This is a genomic window from Thermoanaerobaculia bacterium (genome assembly GCA_035593605.1).
GTDB lineage: Bacteria > Acidobacteriota > Thermoanaerobaculia > UBA2201 > DAOSWS01 > DAOSWS01.
Window position 1 is genome coordinate 20,482 of sequence record DAOSWS010000034.1, and the last position, 16,623, is coordinate 37,104.

16 protein-coding genes, 2 tRNA genes and 1 pseudogene are annotated in these 16,623 nt (G+C 54.0%); 3 read left to right on the forward strand and 16 right to left on the reverse strand.

Annotated elements, in window-relative coordinates; all coding sequences use genetic code 11:
* Positions 1–3: 3 nt before the first annotated feature.
* Genes PLD04_13525 through PLD04_13535 form a run of 3 tightly spaced genes read right to left on the reverse strand, consistent with a single transcriptional unit; the run spans position 4 to position 3,095 of the window.
* Positions 4–708 (reverse strand): DedA family protein, encoded by a 705-nt coding sequence (locus tag PLD04_13525; GenBank protein HXK69349.1) that lies wholly within the window; start codon positions 706–708, stop codon positions 4–6.
* Positions 690–2,102, reverse strand: a complete 1,413-nt coding sequence (locus PLD04_13530; protein ID HXK69350.1) for a phosphoglucomutase/phosphomannomutase family protein — start codon at positions 2,100–2,102, stop codon at positions 690–692. The genes PLD04_13525 and PLD04_13530 overlap by 19 nt, the downstream gene beginning before the upstream one ends.
* Positions 2,103–3,095, reverse strand: coding sequence for an NDP-sugar synthase (locus PLD04_13535; GenBank protein ID HXK69351.1), 993 nt, complete (start codon positions 3,093–3,095; stop codon positions 2,103–2,105).
* Between the two features lie 56 nt (positions 3,096–3,151).
* Between PLD04_13535 and sfsA the strand changes: the two genes are divergently transcribed.
* The gene (gene sfsA, locus PLD04_13540; protein ID HXK69352.1) at positions 3,152–3,868 is read left to right on the forward strand and encodes a DNA/RNA nuclease SfsA; all 717 of its coding nucleotides are present in this window, start codon (positions 3,152–3,154) and stop codon (positions 3,866–3,868) included.
* A 47-nt stretch (positions 3,869–3,915) separates the two neighbouring features.
* Here the strand turns inward: sfsA and PLD04_13545 are convergent, their stop codons facing one another.
* The 6 genes from PLD04_13545 to PLD04_13570 all read right to left on the reverse strand — a co-directional run bounded on the left by PLD04_13545 (position 3,916) and on the right by PLD04_13570 (position 8,166).
* A complete protein-coding gene (locus PLD04_13545) occupies positions 3,916–4,359 on the reverse strand; it encodes a periplasmic heavy metal sensor (protein HXK69353.1) in 444 nt (147 codons plus the stop codon).
* A 25-nt stretch (positions 4,360–4,384) separates the two neighbouring features.
* Positions 4,385–4,891, reverse strand: coding sequence for a periplasmic heavy metal sensor (locus PLD04_13550; protein HXK69354.1), 507 nt, complete (start codon positions 4,889–4,891; stop codon positions 4,385–4,387).
* Positions 4,881–5,333: a hypothetical protein gene (locus PLD04_13555; GenBank protein ID HXK69355.1), complete on the reverse strand. Its 453-nt coding sequence runs from the start codon at positions 5,331–5,333 to the stop codon at positions 4,881–4,883. The genes PLD04_13550 and PLD04_13555 overlap by 11 nt, the downstream gene beginning before the upstream one ends.
* Positions 5,330–5,830, reverse strand: a complete 501-nt coding sequence (locus PLD04_13560; protein HXK69356.1) for an RNA polymerase sigma factor — start codon at positions 5,828–5,830, stop codon at positions 5,330–5,332. Before PLD04_13560 ends, PLD04_13555 begins: the two co-directional genes overlap by 4 nt.
* Positions 5,823–6,572: a pentapeptide repeat-containing protein gene (locus PLD04_13565; protein HXK69357.1), complete on the reverse strand. Its 750-nt coding sequence runs from the start codon at positions 6,570–6,572 to the stop codon at positions 5,823–5,825. Before PLD04_13565 ends, PLD04_13560 begins: the two co-directional genes overlap by 8 nt.
* Positions 6,573–6,693: 121 nt before the next feature.
* Complete coding sequence (locus PLD04_13570) at positions 6,694–8,166, reverse strand: leucyl aminopeptidase family protein (protein HXK69358.1); 1,473 nt, start codon at positions 8,164–8,166, stop codon at positions 6,694–6,696.
* A 132-nt stretch (positions 8,167–8,298) separates the two neighbouring features.
* Between PLD04_13570 and PLD04_13575 the strand changes: the two genes are divergently transcribed.
* Positions 8,299–9,327 carry a phosphatase PAP2 family protein gene (locus PLD04_13575; protein ID HXK69359.1) on the forward strand — a complete coding sequence of 343 codons (1,029 nt, stop codon included), beginning with the start codon at positions 8,299–8,301 and terminating at the stop codon, positions 9,325–9,327.
* A gap of 6 nt (positions 9,328–9,333) precedes the next feature.
* Here PLD04_13575 and PLD04_13580 read toward each other — a convergent pair whose 3' ends face one another.
* From PLD04_13580 to PLD04_13610, 7 genes and pseudogenes are all read right to left on the reverse strand, one after another.
* Positions 9,334–10,770, reverse strand: a complete 1,437-nt coding sequence (locus tag PLD04_13580) for an RtcB family protein (GenBank protein ID HXK69360.1) — start codon at positions 10,768–10,770, stop codon at positions 9,334–9,336.
* Between the two features lie 75 nt (positions 10,771–10,845).
* Positions 10,846–11,247 carry an archease gene (locus PLD04_13585; protein HXK69361.1) on the reverse strand — a complete coding sequence of 134 codons (402 nt, stop codon included), beginning with the start codon at positions 11,245–11,247 and terminating at the stop codon, positions 10,846–10,848.
* A 36-nt stretch (positions 11,248–11,283) separates the two neighbouring features.
* Entirely contained in the window at positions 11,284–11,700 is a 417-nt protein-coding gene (locus PLD04_13590; GenBank protein HXK69362.1) for a secondary thiamine-phosphate synthase enzyme YjbQ, read from the reverse strand.
* Positions 11,700–12,236: a hypothetical protein gene (locus PLD04_13595; GenBank protein HXK69363.1), complete on the reverse strand. Its 537-nt coding sequence runs from the start codon at positions 12,234–12,236 to the stop codon at positions 11,700–11,702. The genes PLD04_13590 and PLD04_13595 overlap by 1 nt, the downstream gene beginning before the upstream one ends.
* A 16-nt stretch (positions 12,237–12,252) precedes the next feature.
* Positions 12,253–14,967: a vitamin B12-dependent ribonucleotide reductase gene (locus PLD04_13600; GenBank protein ID HXK69364.1), complete on the reverse strand. Its 2,715-nt coding sequence runs from the start codon at positions 14,965–14,967 to the stop codon at positions 12,253–12,255.
* A gap of 643 nt (positions 14,968–15,610) precedes the next feature.
* Positions 15,611–16,174, reverse strand: a pseudogene (locus PLD04_13605) (GTPase domain-containing protein).
* 9 nt (positions 16,175–16,183) lie between these two features.
* A tRNA-Sec gene (locus PLD04_13610) sits at positions 16,184–16,281 on the reverse strand.
* Positions 16,282–16,323: 42 nt separating this feature from the next.
* Here PLD04_13610 and PLD04_13615 point away from each other — a divergent pair.
* Positions 16,324–16,396, forward strand: a tRNA-Ala gene (locus tag PLD04_13615).
* Positions 16,397–16,623 lie beyond the last annotated feature (227 nt).

The window sequence follows — 16,623 nt, forward strand, 5'->3', positions numbered from 1 at the left end:
AATTCATGCGCTCCTGTGCAATAGATGAGCAAGTACTTTAAGTAAGACGATCAAAAGCGCAAGTGAAAAGATCTTATACGGAGCCGTAATCTTCACGGGAAACTGGTCTTCTCGAAGGACATTCAGCTTCAGGAGCACGACTTCAGTGATGTAGTAAGTCACGATACCGATAATAATCAGGAGGATGGTTAAATCAAAGGTCCGGATAAAATTGAGCAGATGATGGAATACCGGAGCAAACAGGTATCCGAGAAAGATCCACAGGACCGTATTGATGGCCGCGCTGGCCAGATCCATCAGGAAGAAGAGGCTCCATCTGACCCGGGTCAGGCCGGCAAAGAGGAGGATTGCAGGACGCAATCCGTAAAAGTAGCGCCCCAGAAAGAAGAGAGAGTACTTGTAGCGGAAAAAGAGGCGGCGTACCCATCGTTGCCGTCTGATTGTGAAGACCTTCTGTACGAATCGATTTCTGAGTACCCGAGCGCCGAAATGGGATCCGATCAGATAGAGAAGGTTATCGGAGATGACAATTCCAAAAAAGGCGACCGGCAGAATAGTCCACCATTCAAGATACCCCTGGTGGACAAGATACCCGGCGATAACCAGAATCACCTCTTCCGGAAGGGTCGGCCCAAAGGCTCCCAGAAAAAGCAGCGTAAAGATCCCGAAAGTCGAAAGGGAGGTAAGGTCTAGTCCACCGAGATCCACGATCGTGCTTCCCGCAGCGTCATTGTGACGGCCTCCCTGGAAGGGAGTTCACAATATAAACGGATAAGAGGTTCTGTTCCGGAACGGCGGAAGAGAAGCCAGCCATCGTCACCGAAAGTAAATTTTAATCCATCCTTTTCATGTACTTTGGTCACCCTGCGACCCGCGATATGATCGGGAGGCGCGGTCTTGAGCCGGTCAATGAAGGCATCGGCATCTTCAGGATCATCCAGTTCCATATCATCTCGGGCATAGTGGAGGTCTCCATAGGTGCGCCGAAGGTCACAAAGGGCCTGAGGTAAAGAATATCGGCGCATGGAAAGCGTCTCAAGCAGGAGAGAAGCGGTAACAAGAGCGTCTCGTTCCGGAAGGCCGCCGGCCACGGCAAGCCCGCCACTTTCCTCCCCGGCAACAACCACGTCTCCGGAGGTAAGGTGGGGGCAAAGATACTTGAACCCAATACCGGTTTCGTAAAGAGGAACCCCCATATCTTCCGCAATCCGATCCAGATAAAGAGAGGAAGAAAAAGTACGGGCAATCCCTCCCTGTTGCCCCCGGACCTTTATCATGTGGAGGGCAATCAAAGCGAAAACCTCATGGGGGGTGACAAACTGCGGACCGGGAAGCAAAACACCGAGCCGATCGCCATCGCCATCACTGGCAAAGGCCAGGTCACAGGGTGAAACCGCAAGTTCATCCACAGTAAGTTGAAGGTTCTTAAAAATCGGTTCAGGCTGGCAGCCACCGAATGTGGGATCGGGATAGGAGCGTAGGGTTTTCACATAGAGAGATGTCGATTCAAAGAGTCTCATAAAGAGAGATCCCGAAGCACCGTGCATTGCGTCCCAGAGAATTTGCCACCCCTGCCCGCCGATCAGATCCAGGTCCACCAGTTCCCTGACATAGGAGAGATAATCGGGGATAAAATTCTCTCTTCGGATCTCCCTCCTCGGGCGAATGGCTTCACCTGGCGCTTCAGGCTCCAGAAAATCAGCCATTCGAGCGTACATTTCGGTGCTGGCGGTTCCCCCATAATGTGCCTTGAACTTCAATCCGTTATAAAGGGAAGGGTTATGGGAGGCCGTGACCATGACGCCTCCCAGCAGTCCGCGGTGCTTCACCTGAAACGAGAGGCAGGGTGTCGGAATATGAACTTTTGACACAATCGGCTCCACACCGGCGGCGGCAAAACATTCCGCCACAATAAGGGCAGCGGTTTCCCCGAGAAATCGTGTATCGTACCCGATCACAACGGCACTTCGATCTCCCTCCCCCTTCCATTTCTTATCCCGATAAAACCTGGCCATAGCCCGGGCGACCGTCTGAACGTTGGCAAAAGAGAAGTCGTCTCCTATGACGCCTCTCCACCCATCCGTTCCAAATGCTATCGTCATCTATTCCTCCACTACGGCATCAGCCGGGATTTGCGTATCCGGCGCCACAACGGCACCTCGCAGAAAAGCATGATCTCCCACCGTCACACGATCCGCCAAAACGGAACGTTCCACACGAATATCCCGACCGGGATTGAATCCGCTCCAGATAATCGAATCGTACACCCGGAGAGTTGGTTCAGCGGGTGGATTCTCGAAAAAACTCCTTTGGACCCTGTCAATCCTTCCCGCCTGCACGTTATCCTGCCAGGTCCACCGGCCATCCAGATAGTCTTCATGAACTTTCCGATAGGAATCAACGGTTCCCACATCAACCCAGTACCCCTGGTAACGAAACCCTCCGACTCTATATCCTTTCCGGATAAGAGCAGGAAAAATCTCCCGTTCTATGGAGGAGGGACGGTCAGGGGGAATTTCCTCTATCACCGAGGAAGAGAGGATGTACATGCCTCCGTTAATCCAGTGGCTGGGAGCTTCTTCTAACGACGGTTTTTCAACAAAAGCGAGGATCCTGTCTTCCCGATCGATATCCACCACACCGAAGCGGCTGGGATCGTCAACCTCAACCAGAAGCAGGGACACATCGTTTTCACGGGATCTGTGGAATTCAATAAGATCCATGACCCGACAGGGACAGAGGACATCACCATTCGTGACCACAAAATCCCCGCTCGCCATTTCTGTCAGCCGGGCAATGGCACCTCCCGTTCCGCGGGGCTCCGGTTCTTCGGTGTAGAGGATCGATAATCCTTTATACCGATCTCCCAGGATGGAACGGAGAACATCGGGCCGATAGGACAGCGTGAGGATCACCGTGTCAATTCCGGCCTCAAGGAAATGGTTAAACTGGTAATGGATAAAGGGCCGGTTTGTCAGAGGTATCACTGGCTTTGGGCGCTCGTTGGTGAGGGGTCGAAGGCGGGTACCCTCCCCACCTGCCAGGACAACCGCTGTGCAGGTTTTGGATTCGCAGGATTCCGGATGGGGTACCATGCGGCCATTCTACCATTGATGGACGCCTGTTTCGAAAAGGTATAATCGGGTCTGACATGCTCCTTCCCGCACCTATTCAGCCTGCCCTTTTTCAGGATCGAAGAAAGAGGTTCCTTGCAGACTGTCTCTTTCCCGACGGGAGGGTAGAAACGATCCACTGCCCCAACTCCGGATCTCTTCGCAGCTGTCTTGAACCGGGATGCCCCGTTCTTCTTTCTTACCATCCGGAGAAGGGTCGATCCACACGCTACACTCTGGAATGGTCCCGGATGTCCGACACCTGGATCGGGATCCACTCCCGGATAGCCAACGATCTCGTGCTCGAAGCCCTGCAGAATCAAGCCATTCCGGGACTGGAGACTTATGAGTCTCTGGAAAGGGAGCGACCCTTCGGGAACGGCCGTCGTGTCGACTTTCTCCTCTCCCGGGAAGACCAGCGATGCTACCTTGAGGTAAAAAGCGTAACGTTTCTCAACGATGATGGGATCCTCAAGTTTCCGGATGCCGTCACGGTGAGGGGTCGTCATCATATCGACGCTTTGATAGAGGAACGACAACGGGGCTCACGGGCCGTCCTTCTTTTTCTGGTTCAAAGGGCAGACGGCCTTGCCGTGGCACCTGCGGAGGAGATTGATCCCGATTATGCGGATGCCATGCGGCGGGCTCTCCGGGAAGGAGTGGAAATACGCGCCTTTCGTGCCGAGATATTCCCCCCCGAGATGAGGGTAGGACAGGAACTTCCTGTCCTCTCTCATGCTCCTTCCAGGAAATAAAAAAGCGGGATCCAGAGATCCCGCTTCAGGTTGAAGTACGGATATCCTTAAAAGAGCTTTAACGCCTTTAACGCCGGCAGAATGCGCTGAAGCCGTTCCGCCTGAAGCAATTCATTGAACTTTCCCAGCTGCTCAGGGGTCAGAAGAGCAACGAATCCATCTCGATAGGCTTCCTCAAGGAGTCGAATCTCTTCCTTCAACTGCTGGATTTCCAGGACCAGCGCACCCACAGCCGCGGGATCGGGAGATTCACTTTCCAGAAGAGCCTGAAGCTCCGCACTCTTATCCTGAATCGCCTGATGCAGGGGCAGGGTGGCGGTGCGGAGGTCTTCCAGGAGAACCATCCAGGCATCCACCTGTTCCTGGGTTAGATTGAGATACTGAGCCAGTGCCTGGATGGGCTGAGGCGTTCGATCCTGGGGCGCCCCCTGGGCCAGCAGTGTGCCGCCCAGCATAAGAAGAGCGAGAGTGAGTGTCAGTAGATGTTTCATCAAATCCTCCTGTACGGTGGTTTATTTACTGGGGTCGGCCCGGACCATTGGGGGGTGGATCATTAGGAGGTCCGGGATGCCGGTCAGGAAATCGGTCCCGCATACGTTCCCGGCCGTCCTGAAATTGACCACGGCGGCCATCCACAAAGCGCTTCACCCTGGCCCACTGATCCGGAGTCAGCTCCAGCCGCATGCGGATAAGCATTTCCGCCCGTGTCCTCTCGAGCTGTCCCCTGGCCTTGATAAGTCGGTCCAGAAGAGTCAGGGCTTCCTTTTCCTCGAGAACAGGAGCGTCAAGCAGCTCCTTCAAATTGAGTTCCGCCTTTTCCATTTCAGCCTTTAGATCAATCAGGCGCTCCATGTGATTGAGGAAGATGGAGTCGAGCCGGCGAACCTGGTCATCGGAAAGTTTTATATTTTCTCTTACTTCCGCTTTCGTCCACCACTTTCCCTGGGGCAGGTCCAGACCCGCCTGTGCAGTCAGAATCGAGGTCAGAAAAAGAAAGACAACAATCATGGCATTACGCTTCATGGGTTCCTCCTGAAGGATGGGCCGTATCGTCGTAGGATTGCAGTTCGGGATCCAGAGCCGTATCGACAAGAACTTCCAGATCCCCCAGAGCCGGCTCGCTCAGAGCCGTATCGATCTGCGTGAGAAGTTCTTCCTGTTCCTGCTCGGATAGTGCAGCAGCCATGCGGTGGGGATCGGAAGGCACGCCGGGGCGGATAAGAATAAAGAGGGCAGCGATAAGAACCATCGCAGCAGCAAGAGCCGGGACCCAGATTCGGAGCCGTGATTCCCTTCTGCCTTCCAGAACCGGAAAGCGTTCGGGGAGGAAAGCCGCCTCTTCGCGGGGACGCATTTGTTCCGCCCGGAGGGCTTCCAGGGAAGAACGACACCGGTCGCAGGAACAACGGAGTTCCGTTCCGTTCATGATGTGGTCCAGCAGATCGGCGAGTGTGCTGTGCGTCATGATATACCTCCTATCTTACGTAGACGATCCAGAGCCCGATAAAGATGACGTTTTACCGTTCCTGTATGGAGCCCGGTAACCGTACCAATTTCCTCCAGGGAAAGATCCTCATAAAATCGGAGAACCACGACCATTCTCTGTTGGGGGGAAAGCTGTTTCAGACCCTGATCCAGCTGGTGGACGATTTCAGGTCGGGGGGTCTCAGACGCAGGAATGGTCGATTCCAGAGGAACCTGTTTTCGAAGCCACTTCCAGGAAACGCTGCGAACCCGGTCAAGGCAGACATTCACAGCAATTCTTCGAAGCCATGTGATGGGTTCGGAATCTCCACGAAACGTAGAGACCTTCTTCAAGGCTTTGATAAAGGTCTCCTGAACAGCCTCCTCCGCTTCCTGTGGATTTTTCAGATAGGCAAGGCAGAGCGCATACAGGCTTCTGCGATGGTCAGAATACCACCGCTCCACGAGATCGCGGTTGGAAATTGCCGGATTACTCAAGGCTTCGAACTGTTCCATTGTCATCTAGGACGAGATTGATATCCCTCAGGATGACATCGCCGGGCTCCACGCTTCCATCGAGTGTCGCTGCGACGGCCCATGCTCCTTCCATTTGCGAGGTCAGGATCGTCACCGCTTCTGCCTTGATTCGCAGGGCATAGAGATGTCTCAAATCGCACTGGTTCGCATTCAAACGATGAAGAGAGATGTCCTGCAGGTGAGCCCTGTGAAATACACACTCCGTAATCTCTCCATCGGAAAGGGTAAGACCTTCCCATCGGGATCGTGAAAAATTCGAATCCCGAATGGAAACTCCTGTGAATGATCCGAAGTCAAAACGAACCTTGTGCCCGCTGGAAGCCGTTATGGAGACCTCTCTGAGGTTGCATTGATCCCATAAGGATCGATCCATTTCGCAGTGGACAATGGAGAGTGCGGAACCGGCCAGGTTCGCAAACCGGGCTTTCCGGAAGCTGCTTTCCTCCATGGAAACCTGCTGCAGCCTCACATGATCCATTCGGATACCCGGTGCATCCACTCGACTCCATTTCCCCGATTGAAAGGATCCTCCGTCCATGGCTGTCTTGACAAGCGAGCATTCTTCTAAAGAGAAATCTTCTAACGTGCAGCGCTCAAACGTGCATCGCCTGAAGAGTGTCCCATTGAAATGGCAATCCCTCAACATGCACCCTGAGAACCGAAGGCGATCCAGGGAGGCACCTGAAATTCTCAGTCCCTCCATGGTGCAATCCGACCACGTACGTTTTCGGCAAAGAGACTCCCTCACCCATCGGTCCGGATCGGGGTGATGGGGATAACACCATGCTTCACCCGGCAGAGGGGTACGGGTACACCCTGTCTGGCTACAATCCTGACCGGTCAAAGGCTTCCGTCACTTTTGCCAGGAGCGCAACCCCCCAGCCCGTGGCGCCTCCCTTCCTCCCGCGGGTATGGTCGGTATGGGCTGTTCCGGCGATATCGAGATGGAACCAGGGGACATTTCCGATAAACCGATGGAGGAATGCCGCGGCATGGATGGCTCCTCCATAGCGGCTGCCTGTATTCTTTATCATGGCATGCCCCCCTTCCAGTTCCCGTTCATGCTCTTTCCAGAGCGGCATCGGCCACACCCATTCCCCCACACGATCCCCGATCTGCGGAATCTTCCTGAGATATCGATCCCTATTTGTAAACAGACCCGCAGCCAGGGACCCGAGGGCGACAGAGCAGGCGCCTGTGAGAGTGGCCACATCGATACAAAGATCCGGCTTCCATTCCCTGGCCAGGATTAGAGCGTCTGCGAGGAGCAGTCGGCCTTCCGCATCGGTAGAAAGGATTTCAACGGTCGTGCGGTCCCGAAAGGTCAGGATATCTCCCGGTCTTGCTCCATGCCGATCCAGAAGATTCTCCGCCAGGGGCAGAAGAATATCGACCCGGCACTGCAGTTGGAGGCCGGGAAGAATGGGAACGAGGCCGGCAACTGCAGAGGCTCCGCTCTTATCGAATTTCATTTCCTCCATTCCCCGGGCGGGCTTGATGGAAATCCCGCCACTGTCGAAGATCACACCCTTGCCGATCAGTACAAGCCGCCTCGCTCCCTCCGGGTTCAATACTCCGTGAAGAAGGCAGGGAGGCCGTCCTCCAGAGTTCCCGATCGCAAGAGTCCCTGTCATGGTTTCTTTTTCCAGTCTGGCACGATCCCAGAGGGAAAAGGTCCATAAACCGGATCTGTCTGCTTTGATCACTTCCCGGGCAAAGGACTCGGGGGAGAGGATGTTGGCCGGAGCATTGGCAAGATCTCGAGCAAAATGTTCCCCCCCGTAGAAGAGGTTAGCTTCAGCACGAACCCTGTCAAACACAGCCTTTCTCATCGCGGGAGGTCGAAGAACAAAGATGCGAGGCGCTGATTCAGGCTTTCTTTTGATAAACGCAGTATAGCGGTACGCAGACGACAGGAGTCGGTAAAGGAGAATCCCGAAAACAAATTCTTCGGGAATTCTTCGAAGACGGAGGTTAAAACCCACAGCGACCCTTTTTCCAGAAATCTGTTTCAGAGAATCCAACAGGGCCGAAAAACGTCGATCCATGTCCTGCAGGGTGAGATCCCGCTCTTTTCCCACACCGATCAGGAGAATATAAGGATCGTTTTTGTCGCGCGCGGGGATCGTTAAAGCCTCAGCCTTTTTCCCCGAAAATCCGGATGAGTGAATCAGATTTCGGATCCTGGAAGAAAGTTTCGGGTCCAGATCAGGAAAATCTGGAAAGTCTGCTCCCTCTGCAAGGAGGAATGCGTACGCCCCGGGATTTGACTGTTTTGTCAGTTTGTGAAGTTCCATGCATTTCTCCTTCCGGCCAGGATCATCCTGACATTGTACTCCAACCCATCCATGATCCATCGCCAGGAGGGCCGAATCGGATATAAGAATCCTCTATTTCCGTATGTTATGATAACGGCGTTTTCAAATACTATGGCTAATTTATTAACGACACGACTCTTACGGCATATCCCCCGAATCTATCTGATTGAAGTGATTGCCCTGCTTCATCTCCTGATCTTGCAGTGGCTGATGGCGAAGGCCAACCTTACTCTTCCCATGGAAAACCTCTGGATAACGGGAAAGCTTTACCTGATGACCTTTCTTCCACCCATGGTCGGCGCGGTCGTTCTCGGCACGGTCTATTCCGCCTTTCGAGGTCGCGGAAAGGCATACCTGAAGCGGATTTTCAGTATGGAGTGGATCGTCATGACGGTCCGGGTTCTGATTTTGAGCACCCTGGTCAGCCACACGTACTGCTGGCTCAAGCTTCTGATTCCTCTTCTCAACTCTGCCAGCTTTGATGCCAGGCTCTGGAATATCGACACCGTCATGGGGTTCGGACTCTCCCCCAATGTTTTTTTCCTTCACCTCTTTTCCTACCCGCCCGTCCTGAAGGGCCTCGACGCACTCTATATCAACGTATTCAGCATCACCCTTCTGATCGGCAACGCAATCTTCACGGCTCTGCCATCCACAAGGGTTCGCATGGCCTACGCGACGGGATCCGGGTATCTCTGGCTCGTGGGCGGATGGCTCTATCTCCTGATGCCCTCCCTGGGTCCCTGCTACGCGTATCCTCATGTCTGGGAGTCCTTTACCACCTTCCTGCCCCGAAGCGTAGTCCTCCAGAAAGCCCTGCTGGACAACTACAACCGAATATTGGGAATCCCCGGCGGCACGATCGACGCGGGAATCGTCCTGGTCCACGGCATCGCCGCATTCCCCAGTCTTCATGTAGCCTCCCAGACCTTTATCGCTTTCTGGGTTCGCCGCTACTCGCTGACGCTTGGCTTTGTTCTGATGGTTTCGGTCGGGTTACTCTGGCTTGGATCGATCGTCACAGGCTGGCATTACATGGTGGATTCAATTGTCGGATTGTTCCTGGGCTGGGCCTGTTTCGCGGTAGTCTGGAAAACTTTCAAAATCCCGCGCTGGAAGAGGCTGATATCCATCCTCTGAATCCCCTTATCCTTTGATTACGCCGACAGGCCGAAGCCGTGCCACCCTTCTGGAGATCCCCACCTCCTCCGTAACCCGGGCCACTTCCTCGACATCCTTGTAGGCATCGGGCATTTCCTCCAGGAGCGTCTTTTTCCCGGCAGCCAGCACCTGGATTCCCTCCCGTTCCAGTTCTCCGGCAATATTTCTTCCGGATGCCTGTTGAATCGCGCGACTCCGGGACAGAACCCGCCCGGCTCCGTGGGCGGAAGACCCGAAGGCCTCCTCCATGGCACGATCGGTACCCACAAGAATGTAAGAAGCGGTTCCCATGTCTCCGGGGAGCAGTACCGGTTGTCCCACGTCCCGATAGGCAGCCGGCACTTCCTGCCGGCCCGGACCGAAGGCCCGTGTTGCACCTTTCCGGTGTACGGCCAATCTGCGCTCCTTCCCTTTCACCCGGTGGGTCTCCACCTTCACGATGTTATGGGCGATGTCGTAGAGGAGTGACATATTGAGAATTCGTGGAGACACCCCCAGAGTCTTCATGATTGTCTCCTCTGCCAGTGCCATCAGGATCTGACGGTTCGCCCATGCATAGTTGGCCGCTGCGGCCATGGCGCTGAAATAGGCCTTTCCTTCCGGAGATCGAAAGGGAACACAGGCAAGCTGACGGTCGGGAAGCTGAATACCGTAGGTTTTCAGGGCTTTGCCGAGAGTCTTCAGATAGTCGTCACAAACCTGGTAACCGAGCCCGCGGCTCCCGCTGTGAACGGATATGCAGATCTGGTCCTTCTCCAGACCAAAGACACGGGCCACCCGGTCGTCAAAGATTTCATCCACGACAGAAATTTCCAGGAAATGGTTCCCCGATCCAAGGGTACCCAGCTGTGGAGCTCCACGTTCCAGGGCCCGGGAGGAAAGGGCTTTCGGATCAGCACCTCCGTAGGTTCCCCTCTCCTCGATAAAGGACAGGTCCTCTCCCGTTCCGTACCCCCGGGATACGGCCCAGGCGGCTCCCTGAACCAGCACGTCACTCAGGTCGCGGGAGGATAATTTTCGTATGGCTCCCGAGGATCCAACTCCGGTAGGAATCCGGGAAAAGAGCTGACGGACCAGGTCGCCCGCACGGCCCCGAAGATCCTCCATCTTCAAGTCAGTTCGGGCAATCCGGACCCCGCAGTTGATGTCATAACCCACGCCTCCCGGGGAGAGTACGCCCTCCTCGAGATCCATTGCCGCCACGCCTCCAATGGAAAAGCCGTACCCCATGTGCGCATCGGGCATGGCGAGGGAGTGCCCCACAATTCCCGGAAGCTCTGCAACGTTCCTGACCTGGATCAGGGTCTGATCATTCCGGATCGACTCCATCAAGTGATCACTGGCGTAGATCCGGGCAGGGACCCGCATGTCCCCCGTCGCCGGCATCTCCCAGATATTTTCGGAAACTTTTTGAATCTCCATATTCTTACAATACACGTTTCCTTTGAACGTTGCCAGATGACGGAATCCTCCATCCTTCCGGCATAAAACTGGATCTTACCGGTCGAAGGTCATTTCCAGAAAGACCCGGCCTTCCGATTGCTGGAAACGAATGTCGTTGTAGGTTGCAGCTTTAATCTCGCCCGAGAGACCTCCATGGGGAATGACCTCTGCAACCACCTGCCACGATCCTATTCCGGGAACCACTTCCACATTTTGCGCAAGGGACCCCCGAACCTGGAGAAGGTAGAGGAGTTCTCCGGCCAGCTGAACCGCTTTTTCTTCATCGGATCCTTCGACCACGAAGGTGATGGTGCTATGGGGGCTATTGTGCACGGGAGGTACTGTAATCTCACGGGCTAATTCCAGGGAGAGTGTAGTGAACAGGTCGTTCAAGGATGAGCCTTCAATCCGAAGGCGCATATCGGCCGTCTGTTCCAGATGGATCACGTTCCCCATGGTTCCCTCATCTGGATTGTATCCGACTGTAAAATGTCAGCTCGAAAACTGGAGGATGACTTTTCGTTTTCTCGGGCGGTTGTCGAAATCGAGCAGGACAATCTGCTGCCAGGTACCCAGGACAGGCTTACCCTCGCTGACCGGAATCAAAAGAGAGGGACCAAACCAGGCCGCCTGGACATGGGAAAAGCCGTTTCCGTCCCCCCAGCGCCTGTCATGGTTATATTGAATCGTCCGGGGGAGCAGCCGCTCGATTGATGTCCGAAGATCCTCAACAGCTCCCGCTTCGAATTCGATCGTTGTGACTGCAGCTGTGGAACCCGGGACAAAGACCAGCAGCTGCCCATCTTTCCCTTCCCACTCCTTCGAAAATGCCTCGACATAGGTTGACAGATCGATAATGTCTCCGAAGCCTTTGGAGGGAACAGAGATCTCCTGAATCTGGAAATTCATCAGAATTTGAAGGAGAAGCCCCCAAGAATACCGACCGTAACCTGGTCTTCTTCTTCGAGGGGCAAATAGTGCGCGGAGATCTGGAAGGTCAGATCGACTCTGGTGGACAGAGGGATAAAACTCTCAATCCCCGCTGTTGCTCCGATTTTGGATTCTTCCTTTTCCACCGGTGTCTCCTGCCATGGAAGGGCCCAGTATCCGGTTCCGTCATAGTAGGCCGGACCGAGGTAGACCCCGGAGGTAAAAAACTTTTCGACGAAAATGTAATCCACCGTGAAGGCGTAATAATCAAAATCAAGGCCCACGGAACCATAATCTCCGGCATTTTCGATTTGGCCGTATCTGAAAACCAGAAGAGTATCATCTTCCATGAACCATCCGAAGTGAAACTCTCTTGTATCGAAATTATGATCACCCGGATTAATCGACTCCGTGGCATTGGATGCCACACCCATGGTCCCGCCCACCACATAAGTCTGGGCTGCCAGTGGAAGAGTCGTCAATAGTACCAAAAGGAAGACGGCATATCGAATCATGAAACCTCCTGAAACCTTATCCGCACCCACTGGTTGCCCCGCAGTTGTTGCACTTGTAACAGGCCCCCGAACGAACCATGATGGCGCCGCACTCGGGACAGGGCGGTGCGTCGGATTGTTCTTCATATACTTTATCGCCTTTCGGCGCTTCTGAAAAGAGGGTAAGCTGGCGGTCGCTCCGTGCGGGAAGAACACCGTAGTGCTGCTGATCTTCCTCGACAAGGAATTTCGAGGCGAGCCACCGGAAGATATAGTCCACGATCGACTTGGCAAAGGGAATCTGGTGATTGCGGGTCATCCCCGCGGGTTCGAAGCGTACATGGGCAAATTTGTCGATGAAGGTCTTCAGGGGAACGCCGTACTGGAGACCGATGGAAACCGAGGTCGCCAGGGAGTCCATGACACCGGAAATGGTGCTTCCCTCCTTGGCAATGGTGAGAAAGATCTCTCCCGGCTTTCCGTCGTCATACATTCCCACGGTGATATACCCTTCATGCCCACCCACATCAAACTTATGGGTGATGGCCTTCCGCTCCTCGGGAAGCTTTTTTCGGTTCGGGAAAGCGATGACAGGTGCATCTGCCTTTTCGTCCTTTTTGGACTTGGCCGTAGTGGAAAGAGGCTGCTGGGATTTGGAGCCGTCACGATAGATCGCGATAGCCTTGAGGCCAAGCTCCCATGCCTGAACGTAGGCATCCATGATGTCTTCTACGGTCGCCTCGGTCGGGACGTTGACCGTTTTGGAGATAGCTCCGGAAATGAAGGGTTGAACCGCAGCCATCATCTTGATGTGTCCCATATGGTGAATAAACCGGCTTCCCCTGGCGGGTTTGAATGCACAATCAAAGACGGGCAGATCCTCGTCCTTCAGGTGCGGGCATCCTTCGACGGTTCCATCCTTTTCTACAAACTGGACGATCTCCTCGATCTCATTCGATGTATACCCGAGCTTACGCAGAGCCATGGGAAGCGTCTGGTTGACGATCCGGATCATTCCCGTATCCACCATGCTCTTGTACTTGACAAGGGCCAGGTCGGGCTCGATCCCCGTCGTATCACAATCCATCATGAAGCTGATGGTTCCTGTGGGAGCCAGAACGGTAGTCTGGGAGTTCCGGTACCCAAACTGCTCTCCGAGTGTCACGGCATGGTCCCACACCTCCACAGCGGCTTCCCGTATGTAGGTCTCGGCGTGGTCGGAACGAATCTGATTTGCAGCATCCCGATGCATTCTCATGACTTCCAGCATGGGAGTTCGGTTTTCTTCATAGCGGGAAAAAGGTCCCGCAGCCTGCGCAATGCGGGCCGACTGGAGGTAGGCTTCTCCAGTCATGATGGCGGTAATCGCGGCGGCGTGCGCTCTACCGCGATCACTGTCATACGGGTGGCCCATGGCCATCAGGAGGGCACCCAGGTTGGTATACCCGAGGCCCAGCGGGCGGAAGTCGCTGGAATTTTTCTGAATTTCTTCGCGTGGATAGGAAGCGTTGTCCACGATGATTTCCTGGGCTGTAATAAAAATGTCACAGGTATGTTTGAAGGCTTCGATGTTGAAACGGCCGGAGTCGGGATCGTAATACTTCATGAGGTTGATCGAGGCAAGGTTGCAGGCCGTATCGTTCAGGAACATGAACTCACTGCAGGGATTGGAGGCATAAATGCGATCGGTGGTCTTACAGGTATGCCAGGTGTTTACGGTGTCATCGAACTGCAGACCGGGATCTCCACAGAACCAAGTCCCATAAGAAATTCTATGGAGAACTTCCTTTGCCTTATATTGATCAACCACATCACCTGAAGTAATCGCCCGGGTTTCCCAAATTTCTCCGGCTTTCACCGCTTTCATGAATCCGTCACTGACCCGGACAGAGTGATTGGCGTTCTGGAAAAACACCGAGCGATAGGCGTCGCCGCCAAAAGAGGGATCGTATCCTTCACGGATCAGGGCGTGTGCCTTTTCTTCCTCATCGATCTTCGAATTGATGAACTCCATGATATCGGGGTGGCTCACATCCAGAATCACCATCTTGGCGGCGCGGCGGGTCTTTCCTCCCGATTTGATGACGCCTGCAAAGGCATCGAATCCCCGCATGAACGATACAGGACCCGATGCTGTGCCGCCGGTGGAAAGGCGTTCTTTGGAAGACCGCAGAGGCGAAAGGTTCGTTCCCGTACCGGAACCGTATTTAAAGAGCATGCCTTCGATTTTGGCCAGGTTGAGGATCGAATCCATGGAATCCTTGATCGAATTGATAAAACAGGCACTGCATTGCGGTTTCGGTTCAACGCCGCAATTAAACCAGACCGGACTGTTAAAGGAACCGTACTGATAGATCAGGAGGTGGGTCAGCTCATCCCTGAAATTATCTCGATCCTGTTCGGTTTCGAAATAGCTGTCCTTCCAGCCCCAGTCTGTAATCGTATTGGCGACCCTGCCCACCAGCTGTTTCATGGAGTATTCCCGATGATCGTCACCCATGCCGCCATGGAAGTATTTCGACGCCGTGATGTTGACCGCTGTCTGAGACCAGAAATTCGGGGCCTCCACGTCCGTCTGCTGAAAAATAACCTTCCCATCGGCGTTCTTGATTTCGGCGGTAAAGGGCTTCCATTCTATCGAATCAAAGACGGGCGATTCCGCCTTAGTGAAATAGCGTCTTATTTTCAATTTCCTGAAATCCGCCTCAATCTGCTTGGCATTCTGCATTCGATCCTCCTCCTTGATCTCCATGTTCCTCGTTGCGGAGGCATTATGGACCTAAGTGGGGGTGCTTGTCAAGGGGGATTCCACAAGATATTTGAGCGTCAATTTTTCAACGCCCAAGATATTGTGGATAAGGGCGCTCTTAATCCTTGAGAAACTTGATGATATCGGAAATCTGTTCGCGGAGGTCTTCCAGCTTGACCAGAAGGGTGTCCATTTTATCCTGCAGATCCGAGTTTGAAGCCGATCCCTTCGAAATGGAGGTCTCCTCTACGGATGCATCTGCGACAACCTCCACATCCATGGGCACATCTTCCTCGGTAACGATCTGATCGGGGGTAAGCTCCAGGATTTCTTCCTGGGGCGTCACCATGACTGTGGATCGCTGCCGTTCTTCAATGAGTGCCGTCAGATCGACCTCTTCTACCGAATCGTATTCCGTTTCGCCTCCGATGTCGATGGGAACATCCTCTGATCCCGGAGACGTATCCTCCAGGGAGGAAGAAGACGAGGGAAGCTCGATTTCCATCGGTGCTTCCTCTTCCACGACAGCTTCGGGCTCGGGAGCCGCTTCTTCCGCTTCCGGCGCTTCCGCTTCCTTTTTCTCTTCCTTTACCGGTTTTGCCCTGGGAGACAATTTTGCCCAATCGGGTTTCCCGGCCAGCTTCTGCAGGAGAAGCTGCACGACTGCGTGAAAGGTGGCCTTCACACCGGTGCCATTGACCGCCACAGCTTCCTGCGAGGGAAACTCTCCAAAATTCAGCTTTTCGGTCAATTCATCCACAGGAAGAACCCCGGGGATGTCACGCTTGTTGTACTGAATCACAATCGGCAGAGAATCGAAATCGAGACCGTTCTCATGGAGGTTGGTTTTCAGGTTATCAAAACTTTCCCGGTTCGCATCCAGCATTTCCGGCTGGCTGTCCGCCACAAAGACGACGGCATCCGCACCCTTAAGGACCAGGCGCCGGGTTTCATCGTAAAAGACCTGACCGGGAACGGTGTAAAGCTGGATCCTGACATGCATCCCCTTGATCTTTCCGACTTCGACTGGAAGAAGATCGAAAAAGAGGGTACGATCCTGCTTTGTCGCAAGGGAGAGCATCTTTCCCTTTTTGTCGGAAGGCAACATTTCATGGAGCTGAATCAGATTGGTGGTCTTCCCGCAGAGGCCGGGACCGTAATAGACCACTTTGGCTGTCATTTCGCGTGCTGCATGGTTAATGAGGATCATCCTCTCTCCTGGCGGAAGCGTGTGGGAATCGAACCCACCCTCCGACGCACGAGCGCCGGAACAACGGTTTTGAAGACCGCGGGAGCCACCAGACCCCGGTCGCTTCCGGTTGCATTGTACCAGATAATGTGATATTGTTGCACACCGTTGGGGCTGTAGCTCAGTTGGGAGAGCACTTGAATGGCATTCAAGGGGTCAGGGGTTCGACTCCCCTCAGCTCCACTGAACTACCTCAACTCAATAACTTCTGTCCTATCGCTCCCATGTTTGGGAGCTTTCATTTTGGGGTCGTCGCGCCTTCAGGGATTCACTCACGCGGGAATAATCGGTTCGACTCCCCTCAGCTCCACCAATCTTCGGATTTGGTACCTTCGACGAGTATGTCGAAGGGTTTAAGGTGTCAAACTACTATCATCTCCTGTCAAATCTTCACATTGTAAGTTTTCTAT

What these genes read in the sequence shown, in the direction of transcription:
- PLD04_13550 (HXK69354.1), bottom strand. Translation starts at nt 4,891, where the DNA reads ATGAAGCGTAATGCCATGATTGTTGTCTTTCTTTTTCTGACCTCGATT.
- PLD04_13580 (HXK69360.1), bottom strand. Translation starts at nt 10,770, where the DNA reads ATGGAGATTCAAAAAGTTTCCGAAAATATCTGGGAGATGCCGGCGACG.
- PLD04_13530 (HXK69350.1), bottom strand. Translation starts at nt 2,102, where the DNA reads ATGACGATAGCATTTGGAACGGATGGGTGGAGAGGCGTCATAGGAGAC.
- PLD04_13545 (HXK69353.1), bottom strand. Translation starts at nt 4,359, where the DNA reads ATGAAACATCTACTGACACTCACTCTCGCTCTTCTTATGCTGGGCGGC.
- PLD04_13595 (HXK69363.1), bottom strand. Translation starts at nt 12,236, where the DNA reads ATGATTCGATATGCCGTCTTCCTTTTGGTACTATTGACGACTCTTCCA.
- PLD04_13565 (HXK69357.1), bottom strand. Translation starts at nt 6,572, where the DNA reads ATGGAGGGACTGAGAATTTCAGGTGCCTCCCTGGATCGCCTTCGGTTC.
- PLD04_13555 (HXK69355.1), bottom strand. Translation starts at nt 5,333, where the DNA reads ATGACGCACAGCACACTCGCCGATCTGCTGGACCACATCATGAACGGA.
- PLD04_13585 (HXK69361.1), bottom strand. Translation starts at nt 11,247, where the DNA reads ATGGGGAACGTGATCCATCTGGAACAGACGGCCGATATGCGCCTTCGG.
- PLD04_13590 (HXK69362.1), bottom strand. Translation starts at nt 11,700, where the DNA reads ATGAATTTCCAGATTCAGGAGATCTCTGTTCCCTCCAAAGGCTTCGGA.
- sfsA (HXK69352.1), top strand. Translation starts at nt 3,152, where the DNA reads ATGCTCCTTCCCGCACCTATTCAGCCTGCCCTTTTTCAGGATCGAAGA.
- PLD04_13600 (HXK69364.1), bottom strand. Translation starts at nt 14,967, where the DNA reads ATGGAGATCAAGGAGGAGGATCGAATGCAGAATGCCAAGCAGATTGAG.
- PLD04_13570 (HXK69358.1), bottom strand. Translation starts at nt 8,166, where the DNA reads ATGGAACTTCACAAACTGACAAAACAGTCAAATCCCGGGGCGTACGCA.
- PLD04_13575 (HXK69359.1), top strand. Translation starts at nt 8,299, where the DNA reads ATGGCTAATTTATTAACGACACGACTCTTACGGCATATCCCCCGAATC.
- PLD04_13535 (HXK69351.1), bottom strand. Translation starts at nt 3,095, where the DNA reads ATGGTACCCCATCCGGAATCCTGCGAATCCAAAACCTGCACAGCGGTT.